Annotated in this window: 12 protein-coding genes; 7 read left to right on the top strand and 5 right to left on the bottom strand. The window is 54.0% G+C overall.

The genetic code is table 11. From position 1 onward, the window contains the following. Window positions 1–53: 53 nt before the first annotated feature. The gene (locus QP400_RS05910) at window positions 54–677 is read right to left on the bottom strand and encodes a superoxide dismutase (protein WP_004805344.1); all 624 of its coding nucleotides are present in this window, start codon (window positions 675–677) and stop codon (window positions 54–56) included. 197 nt (window positions 678–874) lie between these two features. Here QP400_RS05910 and QP400_RS05905 point away from each other — a divergent pair, with 197 nt between their 5' ends. After that, on the top strand, window positions 875–1279 hold the full coding sequence (locus tag QP400_RS05905; protein ID WP_004805341.1) for a response regulator: 405 nt from the start codon (window positions 875–877) through the stop codon (window positions 1277–1279). After that, window positions 1276–2322: an anthranilate phosphoribosyltransferase gene (gene trpD, locus QP400_RS05900; RefSeq protein ID WP_048707301.1), complete on the top strand. Its 1047-nt coding sequence runs from the start codon at window positions 1276–1278 to the stop codon at window positions 2320–2322. Before QP400_RS05905 ends, trpD begins: the two co-directional genes overlap by 4 nt. Here the strand turns inward: trpD and QP400_RS05895 are convergent. Next, the gene (locus QP400_RS05895; RefSeq protein WP_004805336.1) at window positions 2312–4057 is read right to left on the bottom strand and encodes a DEDD exonuclease domain-containing protein; all 1746 of its coding nucleotides are present in this window, start codon (window positions 4055–4057) and stop codon (window positions 2312–2314) included. The two genes, trpD and QP400_RS05895, sit on opposite strands and share 11 nt — an antisense overlap. After that, on the bottom strand, window positions 4057–4464 hold the full coding sequence (locus tag QP400_RS05890; RefSeq protein WP_004805333.1) for a hypothetical protein: 408 nt from the start codon (window positions 4462–4464) through the stop codon (window positions 4057–4059). Before QP400_RS05890 ends, QP400_RS05895 begins: the two co-directional genes overlap by 1 nt. Window positions 4465–4467: 3 nt before the next feature. On the opposite strand from QP400_RS05890, the gene QP400_RS05885 reads away from it, so the two are divergent. The 3 genes from QP400_RS05885 (at window position 4468) to QP400_RS05875 (ending at window position 7951) form a co-directional block, all read left to right on the top strand. After that, window positions 4468–5250, top strand: coding sequence for a lysophospholipid acyltransferase family protein (locus tag QP400_RS05885; protein ID WP_081499147.1), 783 nt, complete (start codon window positions 4468–4470; stop codon window positions 5248–5250). A gap of 81 nt (window positions 5251–5331) precedes the next feature. Next, the gene (locus QP400_RS05880; protein WP_040314676.1) at window positions 5332–6552 is read left to right on the top strand and encodes a pyrophosphate--fructose-6-phosphate 1-phosphotransferase; all 1221 of its coding nucleotides are present in this window, start codon (window positions 5332–5334) and stop codon (window positions 6550–6552) included. A gap of 61 nt (window positions 6553–6613) precedes the next feature. Next, window positions 6614–7951, top strand: a complete 1338-nt coding sequence (locus QP400_RS05875) for a class II 3-deoxy-7-phosphoheptulonate synthase (RefSeq protein WP_004805329.1) — start codon at window positions 6614–6616, stop codon at window positions 7949–7951. Window position 7952: 1 nt separating this feature from the next. Here the strand turns inward: QP400_RS05875 and pknB are convergent, their stop codons facing one another. Then, window positions 7953–9968 carry a Stk1 family PASTA domain-containing Ser/Thr kinase gene (gene pknB / locus QP400_RS05870; protein ID WP_004805326.1) on the bottom strand — a complete coding sequence of 672 codons (2016 nt, stop codon included), beginning with the start codon at window positions 9966–9968 and terminating at the stop codon, window positions 7953–7955. Window positions 9969–10042: 74 nt separating this feature from the next. Between pknB and QP400_RS05865 the strand changes: the two genes are divergently transcribed. Then, window positions 10043–10387, top strand: coding sequence for an Rv2175c family DNA-binding protein (locus QP400_RS05865; protein ID WP_004805325.1), 345 nt, complete (start codon window positions 10043–10045; stop codon window positions 10385–10387). Here QP400_RS05865 and QP400_RS05860 read toward each other — a convergent pair. Then, entirely contained in the window at window positions 10384–11439 is a 1056-nt protein-coding gene (locus tag QP400_RS05860; RefSeq protein WP_285462575.1) for a polyprenyl synthetase family protein, read from the bottom strand. The two genes, QP400_RS05865 and QP400_RS05860, sit on opposite strands and share 4 nt — an antisense overlap. A gap of 142 nt (window positions 11440–11581) precedes the next feature. Between QP400_RS05860 and QP400_RS05855 the strand changes: the two genes are divergently transcribed. After that, a complete protein-coding gene (locus QP400_RS05855) occupies window positions 11582–12826 on the top strand; it encodes an RNA polymerase sigma factor (protein ID WP_004805321.1) in 1245 nt (414 codons plus the stop codon). The last annotated feature ends 46 nt before the right edge of the window (window positions 12827–12872 follow it).

The following is a 12872-nucleotide window of genomic DNA, read 5'->3' as shown; positions in this document are numbered from 1 at the left end:
AGTTTTGGGAGGCACTAAGTGCCTCCCAAAACTTTATGCGGTAGGTCTACACCTTACAGGTTGACCAGGCAATCAAATTTCGTCTTAGCCGATTCGAAGCGCTGTGCCACGTTCTGCCAGTTGACGATATTCCAGAAGGCCTTCACGTAGTCTCCCTTGACATTCTGGTAGTCAAGGTAGAAGGCGTGCTCCCACATGTCCAGCATCAATAGTGGAACGGTTGCAACGGGAACGTTGCCCTGCTGATCGTATAGCTGGAAGGTGACTAGGCGCTGGCCGATGGTGTCCCACGCCAGGATTGCCCATCCGGAGCCCTGGATGCCAGTGGCTGCGGCAGTGAACTGTGCCTTGAATTTTTCGAACGAACCAAAGAACTCGTCGATGGCAGCAGCTAGCTCGCCCTCGGGCTTATCCCCACCATCCGGAGAGAGATTAGTCCAGAAGATGGAGTGGTTGGTGTGTCCGCCAAGATTGAACGCCAGGTCCTTTTCGAACTGATTGATCGCGGCCAAATCTTCCTTGTCGCGAGCGTCAGCCAGCTTCTCTAGCGCGGTATTAGCACCCTTCACATAAGTGGCGTGGTGCTTGTGGTGGTGTAGTTCCATGATCTTGCCAGAGATATGCGGCTCTAGGGCTGCATAGTCATAGGGAAGATCGGGCAGAGTGTATTCGGCCATTCTTGCCTCCTATTCGTTGTGAAGTTCCGGAATGAACCGGTGGGCCAAAAGGCCCGGTACATTCAACCTTATCTGTGAACAGGATATTTTTCTCGCACAGTCACTAAACATTAGACAGTTAAGCAGGGTCAGCAAGTTTCCTACTAAGATGTTCTTTACGGGCACAGTCCGTCACAGTCGTATGCGAGAGGAAGAAAATGGCTAGCGAACAGAATCCGGTGGAGCTGCTGGTTTACTCTGATGACAAAGAAACCCGTGAAACCATCATTACGGCAGTTGGACACAGGCCAGGCAAAGGCCTTCCCCCGGTACGTTGGCATGAGGTAGCTACCCCCGTAGCCGCTCTTGAGGCTGTAGAAGAAAAAGTATTCCCCGTAGCCGTACTAGACGGTGAAACAGCCAAAACCTCTGGATTGGTGCTGGCAAAGACAATTGCAGACACGATTGACGAAGACCACATCCCGGCGTTTATTTTTACAATCGCCCGTCCCCAGGACCAGTGGTTAGCTAACTTTTCCAAAGCTGCGGCATGCGTGCCCCTACCTATTGATCCAAAACAGATGCAAGAAGCAGTAGCAGAAGTACTAAGACAGAAACAATGAACGAATTGAAGTGGCCAGAGATTCTGGCAACAACGGTCGCCGGTAAGGACCTAACTTACGAACAAGCAAACTCGGTAATGGACCAGGTAATGACCGGCGAAGCCGGAGACGCCCGACTTGCGGGTTTCCTAACGGCGCTAGCCGCCAAGGGAGCCACGGTAGAGGAAATCCGTGGCTTGGCTGACTCGATGCAATCCCATGCAGTGGCACTCGATGTGCCAACTAACGTTTTAGACATTGTCGGCACCGGTGGCGACCAGGCACATACCGTAAATATCTCAACTATGGCATCCCTGGTCATCGCCGCAGCCGGAGTACCGCTGGTAAAGCACGGAAACCGAGCGTCGACCTCTTCATGTGGCGCTGCTGATGTGATCGAAGCGCTGGGTGTCAATCTGAACCTGAACCCGAAGCAAGTGGCTGAGGTATTCAAGAAGATCGGAATTACGTTCTGCTTCGCCAACCTATTCCACCCGTCCATGCGTTTCGCTGCCCCTGTCCGAAAGATGCTTGGTATTCCAACGGCTTTCAACGTACTGGGCCCCCTTACTAATCCGGCAGCACCAGAGGCATGCGCGGTGGGAGTAGCGAGCGAAAAGAATGCCCCGCTTGTAGCAGGCGTATTTGCAGCCAGGGGAATGCGTGGACTGGTCTTCCGTGGCATCAACCGGGGCCTGGATGAGCTTTCCGCAATTGAGCCAAACCAGATCTGGGATATCCGAGACGGCAAGGTCGAATATTCCGAGGTTGACGCTACGACGCAGCTGGGACTCCAACAGGCTAGTTTAGAAGACCTACGCGGCGGCGATCCTGCCCACAACGCCAAGGTCTTCCATCAGATCATGGACGGCCAGGAAGGTCCGATCCAAGACGCGGTGTTACTGAATGCCGCAGGTGGAATCGTTGCTTATGGTCTGAATGAACAGGTCAGCCAGGGTGATCTGGTCGATAGATTGAAGGCAGGCCTGCAAATTGCTAGGCAGACGTTGGAATCTGGCAAGCCGGCTGAGCTTTTGGAAAAGTGGATTGAACTTACGAAGTAGCCAGCTTAAGTTTTTTGTACAAACCTAAGTATTTTCCGACCCCGTCAACATCCCAGGAGGCGGGGTCGGAGTCTTTTCCTTGCCAAGAAATTATTCTGGTTCCCTCCCGCAGAATCCACTTAGAGTTTGCCAATAGCTCCTCACGGGAAAACGAAGTTTTCGCTTCATCTTCCTTTGCAGGCCACATGTTTGTTAGCGAGTCGAGGACGGGTAGGGGAGAAGTCCTGGGTGCGCTTAATGCTTTCGCTATCAGGCTTCCGTGCGAAAACCCTAAGATTTCCCAGCCTCCTTGCGGCCTCCTACGAGCGGCAATGATCTTAGGGGAGCGGCGCACCGATTTCGTCCAAAGATTTGCAAAAGCACCATCCAGAAGCGATTTTAGGTCGTCGCGGACCATAGCGGCATCCTCATATTGCTCGGCGGCTGAAAAATCTCCGATAGTTTCTATGAAAGAGCTAACGAGTGTCGAAAGATGCCCCTCCAAGAGATTGGCCGCATCAACGATTGCCTCTTCATCTTTCTTTGAGAATCCGTGGCAGGGTGCTGTGCAACCGGCAGTCTCAGCCAGGTAGCAATCCTTGGCATAGGGATGGGCTACTCGCCGCAAAGGGGAGGTGCACTGCCGTAGTCGCGACGCTCTAGAGAGTATCAAAGACGCTGCTTGCGCTCGCTTTCTGGACGAGAAGGGTCCCATTCGCTTCCCTTTAGGAACACGGGTGACTTTGAGCCTGGGCACTTCTTCCACTGTGAGCTCGACCCACCAATGCCGCATCTGATTGCGTGAGGCCCGGTTGTATGGAGGCGAAAGTCTGGCGATCTCTTGTAGTTCCAGGATTCGTGCCTGATGTTCCGAAGGCGTCCGCGTATAGGTGACTGAGGCGGCTATATCCAGCATTTCACGAATTCGACCACGGTTTTCCCCTGCAGTGAAATATGAGCGGGTCCTAGAATGCAGGTTCTTAGAAGAACCGACGTAAAGGACATCGCCTATCTGCGAACGAAAGTAGTACACCCCTGGGCAGGCGGGAATATTCTGTACCAGCGCTACCTTGCGCCTGCGTTTCAAAGGGACGGGCTTTGAAATAGTACGGACATCTTCTAGATGTGTAAGGCCTAGAGGAGCGGCCTTTTCAAGCAGTCCGTACAGCACGTCAACGGTTGCTCGGGCATCTGACAGTGCCCGGTGATCAGGAATTGTAGAGGTCGAAAATAGCCCGGCCAAGGTGCCTAACTTATGATTGCGCACCTGTGGGCGGGGCAGTACCAACCTGGCTAAAGCGAGGGTGTCCAGCACTGTCGGAGAAGGCCAGGGGTAGGCGAGGCGAGATGCCGCCCTCTTTAGAAACCCGACGTCAAAGGCAGCGTTGTGTGCAACTAGGACAGTCTGGTCCGAGAAGTAGGCGAATTCTAAGAAGGTGGGAAACACCGATGCTATGACTGGTGCCCTGCTGACAGCAGCATTTGTGATACCGGTGAGAGCGGTGATCTTGGGGGGAATGTATTGCTCTGGGTTTACTAGCGTCGAAAACTCGCCCAGAACTTCGCCGCCCCGCACTTTCACCGCCCCAATTTCTGTGATTGCCGCACCAGCGCCCATGCCTGTAGTCTCCAGGTCAACTACTACGAACGTAACCTGTTGGAGCGGGGTGCCCATCTGTTCAAAAGAGGACTGAACTCCACTGGTGGAATCTAGGGAGCGCAGTTTCGCTAGTTCTGTCGATAGCCTGGCTGTCATTACCTTCGCCTGGAGCGCAGCGCAATAGTAAGCGGGATCGGCGTAGCGAGCGCAATAACTATGAGGACACCACCTAAGAAAGCAGGCATGGTCCTTCCCATAAAGAAGAATATTGTGGCTGTGATAATAACCATAGCCCACATGGCGATGAAGATGATTACAGGCAGAGAGAGGCTAATTTTCCCCTGGGGCCTTGGAGGTGTAAAACGCTCTTCCTCGAGGCTGTAATCACGAGGTCCGCGCATTGCCATTGCCCCAGGAGAGGGCGCTTTCTTGCCCATCTGTACTCCCATGCCGGGGGCATCGGAAATATCTATTTGTTCCACAATGTCGCGGAAGCGTCGATTTAATTCCTTTTTTGACATGTCTTCCGGCCCGCCGTGCCCCAAGTTTTGCTTTCCCGTCATACGATGAAGACTAGCGCTTGCCACCCACAGGTGAAAGCTGGCAGATGCGAACTTGAAGGGAAAGACGTGTTTTATCGACTGCTGAAGGCGATTTTAGGCCCGATACTAAAGATTGTCTATAAACCTTGGATAGAGGGCGCCGAGAACATTCCCTCTGAGGGGCCCGCCATTTTGGCCTCCAATCACCTGGCCGTAATTGATTCGTTCTTTCTGCCTTTGATGATTGAACGGGAAGTTGTGTTTATGGGAAAGGCCGACTACTTCACCGGGAAAGGCGTCAAAGGCAAGCTTGTGGCTCGCTTCATGCGGGCCGTTGGCACTATTCCTGTAGATCGAACAGGTGGCAAGAAGTCGCAGGCTGCTTTGCGTACCGGGCTTCGCCGACTAGACGAGGGCGGCCTGTTCGGTATCTACCCAGAGGGTACCCGTAGCCCCGATGGGCGGCTTTACCGCGGTAAAACAGGGGTTGCCCGAATGGCACTGGAATCGGGAGCTCCGGTAGTGCCGGTAGCAATGATTGGCACCAACGTGGCCCAGCCTATTGGTACTGTGATTCCTCGCCCTCACAGGGTTGGCATCAAAGTCGGTCCGGCGTTGGACTTTAGCCGGTACCGGGGGCTAGAAAACGACCGCTTCGTGTTGCGTGCAATCACAGACGAGATTATGTATTCGCTAATGAGTCTTTCCGGGCAAGAATATGTGGACAAGTACGCAGCTGATGTAAAGCGCAAGCTCTCTGAAGAGGGTAAATTTGCCGGTCCCGTGCCTGGTGGAAAGCAGAAGTAGTAAAAATGGGCGGTGTGCGCCCAGTAACGTAAAACCTTTACAATAGACCGTGACACAGATTAAATCTCTTGGAAGGAATTGATGACTATGCGTCGCGTAGCCCTGCTAACTGCCGGTGGTTTCGCTCCCTGTCTGTCAGCTGCCGTTGGGTACCTGATCGATAACTACACTAAGCAAAATCCAGATGTTGAAATCATTGCTTACCAGAATGGCTACCACGGCTTGCTAACTGGGAACTACATTGTGGTCGACGATGAGGCTCGTAAGAACGCCTTGCATCTGACTGAGTTTGGCGGATCGCCTATTGGTAACTCGCGTGTGAAGCTCACTAACAAGGAAGACCTCCTAAAGCGAGGGCTTATTCCCGAGGGCGTAGAGCCGCTTGGGTATGCCGCCGAAAAGCTTAAGGATGATGGCGTTGACGTACTGCACACCATTGGTGGCGACGACACTAACACCACTGCTGCTGATCTTGCGGAGTATCTGCACGAGCACGATTATGAGCTGACAGTTGTCGGGCTGCCGAAGACTATCGATAACGACGTATATCCGATCCGACAGTCGCTCGGTGCTTGGACTGCAGCTGAGCAGGGGGCAACTTTCGCCGCTAATATCATCGGCGAACATCGAGTCAGCCCGCGTATGCTCATTGTTCATGAGGTCATGGGCCGTAACTGTGGTTACCTGACTGCCCAGACCGCCAAGGTTTACCGCGAGCGCTTGGATCAGCGCAACTGGGTGCCATCGATTGGCCTGTCTAAGGAACGCTGGGACATTCATGCTGTTTACGTCCCAGAGGAATCGATCGACATTGATGCGGAGTCGAAACGTCTGAAGGGCATCATGGACGAGCTCGGAAACGTGAACATTTTCCTGTCGGAGGGTGCTGGTGTAGATGACATCGTCCGCGAATTGGAAGAGGCCGGCGAAGAGGTACAGCGAGACGCCTTCGGGCACGTAAAGCTGGACACTATCAATCCGGGCAATTGGTTCGCCAAGCAGTTTGCAAAGCGGATTGGCGCTGAAAAGGTGATGGTGCAGAAGTCTGGTTACTTCTCTCGCTCGGCTGCTGCAAATAAGGAAGACCTGGATCTAATCAAGTCCATGTGCGACTTGGCAGTGGAGTGCGCTAAGGAAGGCAAACCTGGCGTTATCGGTCATGATGAAGACAATGACGACAAGCTGTCAGTCATCGACTTCGCCCGCATCAAGGGCGGCAAGCCCTTCAATGTGGACGTTGACTGGTACGTGGATCTGCTAGAGCAGATTGGCCAGCCCCGAGGCAAGAAACTAGCAAAGTAGTTTTACTCACGTGCGCCCGTCTGTCGGAACACTCCGATAAGGCGGGCGTTTGCGCTCTATCATGTGTTGCATGCTTACCGAAGATCCTAAACAGTCCTGGAGGGCTTTTCCTGCCCTGCAGCAACCGGCCTATCCGGATGAAGAAGCCCTACGAGCAGTATTGGCAGATTTGGAGCTTCGGCCCCCACTAGTTTTTGCTGGCGAGGTAGATAAGCTAAAGACCCAGATGGGGCAGGCAGGCGCAGGTGAAGCGTTTGTATTGATGGGCGGAGATTGCGCCGAGACATTCGCTGAATCTACCGCTGACCACGTCCGCCTGAAGATGCAGACAATCCTGCAGATGGCAATCGTGCTCACATACGCGGGAGGTATCCCCGTCATCAAAGTAGGCAGGATGGCCGGTCAGTACGCAAAACCGCGTAGTAGCGACTTTGAGGAACGCGACGGGGTTACATTGCCGTCTTACCGCGGCGACTCTGTCAACTCGCACGAGTTTACGAAAGAAGCACGCACCCCGGATCCGGCCAGGCTGCTGGGAGCTTACACGCATTCCGGTACCACGTTTAACCTGATTAGGGCATTCACGCAGGGTGGCTATGCAGATCTGCGGGAAGTGCATGCATGGAACCGCGGTTTTACTTCCAATCCCGCGTACAAGAAATTTGAGCAATTGGCGGCCGAGATCGACCACGCCCTTAAATTCATGAAAGCCTGCGGGGTTGATTTTGACGCATTGCAATATGTTGACTTTTATAGCGCTCACGAGGCATTGCTACTTGAATATGAAGCAGCGCTAACCAGAACCGACTCCCGTACCGACGATCTTTACAACACGTCGGCACACATGTTGTGGATTGGGGAGCGGACTCGTGACCCGAAGGGAGCTCACGTCGAGCTTCTTAGCAAGGTAAAGAATCCTATAGGCGTCAAAATAGGTCCGAACGCAAAGCCGGAGGACATCTTCGCCCTGACCGACAAGCTCAATCCAGAGGGCGAGCCTGGGCGCATGTCGCTAATAACGCGAATGGGCGCTGAGAATATCCGCGAGAAGCTTCCGAAACTAGTTGAGGCAGTGAAGGCGGATGGACGTCCATATACGTGGCTAACTGACCCCATGCACGGCAACACCATTACCTATGGTGGATACAAGACTCGGCGCTTTGACACAATCTTGGACGAGGTGAAGGGATTCTTCGAAGTACACCGCGCCCTCGGCACCATTCCGGGTGGGATTCATGTCGAGCTAACCGGCGATGACGTTACCGAAGTAATCGGTGGATCTGAGCCAGTCGGTGAGGCCGATCTGGGTTCTAGATACGAAACTTTGGTAGATCCGCGGCTGAATCATCAGCAATCCCTCGAGATGGCTTTCCAGGTAGCTTCTCTGCTAAATTCCTGATCTACACGTGGATCAGCGTAATTGTAGAGCCTACCTTGGCCATCTTGCCGCCCTTCGGGCTTTGGTCATATACGCGGTGTGGGTCAATGCCAAGGAGCTTGGCCCGCACCTCAACCTTGAAGCCTAGCTTTTCCAATTGGGCCTTTGCCTCTGACATCTTCATGCCACGAAGGTTGGGAACTTCTTTCTTTTCTGGCCCGAGCGAGAGCACGTAGGAGATTGGGTCGCCCCGGTAGGCGTCAGTGCCAGCCTTTGGATCCTGGCTGAGCACCTTGCCTGCGGCGATGTCATTGGAGTGCTGCTCTGTAACGGTTGCGCGAAGACCAAGTTGGGAAGTCTCCTTGGCCGCTTCCTCAGCGCTTTTACCTGAAAGATCAGGAATCTTTATGGGCTCGCGCCCCTTTGAAATGACCAGGGAGACCTTCGTATGGTGGCGAAGTGTGGCCGGAGGCGCAGGGGAGGTAGATATTACCTTGTCCTTGGCAACGGTGCCCGAGTATTCTTCGGAAATCTTTCCGATCGTTAGTGGAGCCGCCTTGAGTGCCTCTATCGCCTCGTCTTTGGACTTTCCGACTACATCCGGCAGGGGCACCATCTGCACACCTTTGGATACAACCAAAGCGATCTTGGTACCGGGTTTCACCTTTTGTTTGGCTGACGGTTTCGTAGAAATGACAATGCCGCTTGGGACCGTGTCCGAGAATTCTGCCTTCTTATTCGGATCCAGGTTGGTGTCTACAAGCAGCTTTTCTGCAGTGGAATCCTGGAGCCCAACCACGTTAGGAACATCAACGCGTCTGCCAGGGCCATAGATGAAGTACCAGATGGTGCCCAAAATTAGGCTCAGCACGATCACTATGGCCCCGAGGATTACCGCCCAGTTCTTTGACTTGCGGATTGTTGCGGGGGAATCAATTGCTCCAATCGGCAGCGCAGAAGTGCCAGAACCGTAATCAATTGCTGCGGTGGATGAAGAACGCGGGGCAACTTCTGTTTTGTTCTTTTCCTTGGTTTGCTGTGGGAGGACAGTGTACTTCTTTGCCAGCGTTTCTGGATCTAAGGCATCAATCACTTCACGCACGTAGTGTGCTCCGGCAGCCCCATCTTGAGGGCGATCTGCCGGTTCCCGGGCAGCAAGAGCGCAAAGCAGATCATCCACCTCGGATGGGATCCACTCAATTGTGTCGGAAAGGCGCGGAATGTCCTCGTGCACGTGCGACCAAGCCACCGCGATAGCGCTTGACGAAACATAAGGTGGCTTACCTGTGAGTAATTCATAGGCCATGATGCCAACCGAGTAGATATCAGAGCGAGCATCCGCCTCGCCGGAAGTGACTAGTTCCGGAGGAATGTAAGCGACCGTTCCGAGGACGGAACCGGTGGTGGCCATGGTTGCATCTGATACGGCACGAGCCAGACCGAAATCGGCAACCTTAACATTGCCATCTTTAGTTAGAAGGACGTTTTCAGGTTTCACGTCCCGATGAATAAGGCCTGACCGGTGGGCAGGAGCGAGTGCCTCTAGGACGGAGTCGATAATGGAGAGCGTTTCGCCTAGGCTAAGAGAGCCTTCCTCGCGAAGCCGCTCACGCAGGTTAGTGCCGTCGACAAGTTCCATTACCAGATAGCCAGCACCATTTACTATTCCCTGGTCAAACACAGATACGACCGAGGGGTGATTGATCCGGGCAGTAGCTCTTGCCTCGCGTCTAAATCTAGCGACTAGATCGGGAGAACCGGACAGGTGCGGGTGCATCACTTTTAGTGCTACCGGCCTATCAAGTCGTTCGTCGCGGGCTCTGTAGACAGTTGCCATACCGCCGGAGGAAATCTTGTCCAAGACCATGTACCTACCGTCCACGATCTTGCCGACTAGAGGATCGCCCGCCGGGGCTGAAGGGGCAGAACTTTCCGCATCTGCAAGGGGCTTTGTGTCCCCTTTAGATTTGTTGGCCTTAAATGGAAGATGCAGCGCTCTCTTCGAATCGGCGCGCTTGATCCCCCGAGGTCCTTCCATGGTTGCATTCTACGTGTATAAACCGCGCTGGCGAACTTTACACACGCCCCAGAGGGCAATGTAGTCTTAAGCGCATGAGCAAAAAACTACTTCCCCTGCCCGATGTCTCCGAAATGTTGTCCGTGCCTTACTCTAGGCTGCGCTCGGCGGTGCGCGAGGGGAGAGTAGGGGCACTACGCAGCGAAAATGGTGTGCTGTGTATTCCAGAAGACTTCCTGTCCTTCCAGGACGGATCGTGGACTCTGGTGGACGGGCTTAGCGGGACACTTACAGTCTTGCAGGATGCTGGAATGGATCTAGTGCAGGCTACAACCTGGCTACTGGAAGGCGATGACACTTTTGTCGGTCGCCCGATCGATGCGCTAAAGCAGGGGCGCAAGAAGCAAGTTAATTCCTACGCCCGTTCGCTAGCTTTCTAGACCTGCCGGTTCACAAGTAGGTTGCGGAACTGGCGAAGCGATTCCTTGCCGGCTTCCGGCAATTCCAGCTGCGCAAGATGCTGCTCTCCATCCTGCAGCAAAGAGGCGATCAACTGCTCGTGGTCGTCGTAGGCTCCACAGGCGGATATAGTCTGTCGCATCTTGTCGATTTCACGTTCGGATAGGTCGGTTCCCAGCGCAGCAAGAAATTCTTCGGCATTCTTTCCTAGCCGCTTTAGAGTGAGAGCTACGAGTACAGTGCGCTTTCCTTCGATCAGGTCTGCGCCTGTCGCCTTTCCCATAATTTGATCATCGCCGAATACCCCCAACTGGTCATCACGTAGCTGGAAGGCGCTGCCCCAAGGCTCTAGCACCTTCTCGAGCCCGTTGGTTAGCGCTTCCGAGGCGCCGGCAAGTTGCGCGCCGAAGATTACAGGAAGGGCAACCGAGTAGCGGGCAGCCTTGTGCTTCACCACGTCAAGGGCAGCTTCGAGCGCGTAGCCAGGATTGTCCATAACAGGGGTATCCTCCAGCGCACAGTCGAGGAACTGTCCGACAGCAACCTCGGCAGTCATCTGGGCGAAGGTATCCCGCGCAGACTTTGAATTAGCAAGATCTGCCGCCCTGTTTGCTACTTGCTGAGAAAGAGAGAGCAACAGGTCGCCTACCAAAATGGCACAGTTCTGGCCGAATGTCTGCTCGTTGCCTCGAAAGTTGTGCGATTTGTGCCAGCTCTCGTAGAAACGGTGCAGGGAGGGGGCGCCCCGCCGCAAATCAGCGTTATCAACTATGTCGTCATGAGCTAGTGCGCTGGCCTGATACAGCTCTACTGCAACTTGGCCGGTTAGGCAGGCATCTTCCAGCTGGCTGGCTCCGTCTGCAAGCGAAAAGCCTAGCTGCACTCCGCGGGCACGCAATCTTTTTCCGCCCTTGGTGTAATGAACAAGCCCGTCGGCAAGACCGTTAAGAACGGTGGTGGAAGGCCACTTCGCCCTCCATTGAGCCAATTCTGCACTTAACAGGTCGCTTAATTTCTGGCTATTAAAAGTCACGCTAAACACCCTATCGTACCTGGCTAGAGGGATCCCAGAAAGACAAAGAGATTTTCGTTGTTATAATTGTGTTAGCACGCCGTATGGCGAAGAGATAGAGATTTCATCCGCATAGCGGAAACTGGCTTACGAAAGGGCATTCGTGTCAACTTCGCGTTCTAAGAACACCGCTTCCAAGGCATCCGCTTCCAAAGCCAATGCTACCAGCAAAACCAGCTCTAACAAGGGTTTAGCAACAAAGAAATCAGCGGCTAAGAAGAAGACCAAGGCCACCGCAAAAGCTACTGCCGAGCCCGCTGCAGAGGGAAAGAAGACCCAGGCCGGCCAGCCGAATTACGGGCCTGTCAAGGCCCATCACGGGAAGGCAGCAGTGAAGGCTCACCGCGGTCGCAAGAAGCGCAACGAAAAGAGCGGCTTCACTCTTTCCGAAAAGGATGAGGGTGACGAGCCGGCACAGCAGGTTACGGTAGCGGGCGCAACGGCTGATCCAGTTAAGGATTACCTGAAGCAAATCGGTAAGGTGCCGTTGCTGAATGCTGAAGAGGAAGTCGACTTGGCTCGCCGCATCGAAGCGGGACTGTATGCCGATTACAAGATGAAGCAGGATGCGCAGACCATGACTTCAAAAGAGATGCGTGATCTGCGAGCAATAAGCATCGACGGCCAGCATGCAAAGAATCACCTGTTAGAGGCGAACCTGCGTCTGGTTGTTTCACTGGCAAAGCGTTACACAGGCCGTGGCATGCTGTTCCTCGACCTGATTCAGGAAGGCAACCTGGGCCTGATTCGCGCGGTCGAAAAGTTTGACTATGCCAAGGGCTACAAGTTCTCTACCTACGCGACTTGGTGGATTCGGCAGGCTATCACTAGGGCAATGGCTGACCAGGCTCGTACTATTCGAATTCCCGTGCACATGGTCGAAGTAATCAACAAGCTGGCGCGTGTGCAGCGGCAGATGTTGCAGGATCTTGGTCGTGAACCCACCCCCGAGGAGTTGGCTAAGGAACTGGACATGACTCCAGAGAAGGTCGTTGAGGTTCAAAAATACGGTCGCGAACCTATTTCCTTGCATACTCCGCTAGGCGAGGACGGCGACAGCGAGTTCGGCGATCTAATTGAGGATTCTGAGGCCGTAGTGCCAGCGGATGCCGTCTCGTTCACCCTGCTGCAAGAACAGTTACACAGAGTGTTGGATACCCTGTCCGAGCGTGAAGCGGGCGTAGTATCGATGCGTTTCGGGCTTGGTGACGGCCAGCCTAAGACTCTTGACGAGATCGGCAAGGTGTACGGAGTTACCCGCGAGCGCATTCGCCAGATCGAATCGAAGACCATGTCCAAGTTGCGCCATCCGTCCCGTTCCCAGGTTCTGCGCGACTACCTGGATTAGAACTGAAATAGTTTTGGGGCCCGCAAATGCGGGCCCCAAAACTTTT

This window comes from Winkia sp. UMB3158 (genome assembly GCF_030217145.1).
Classification (GTDB): Bacteria; Actinomycetota; Actinomycetes; order Actinomycetales; family Actinomycetaceae; genus Winkia; species Winkia anitrata.
This window is presented reverse-complemented; position numbering and strand designations above follow the sequence as displayed.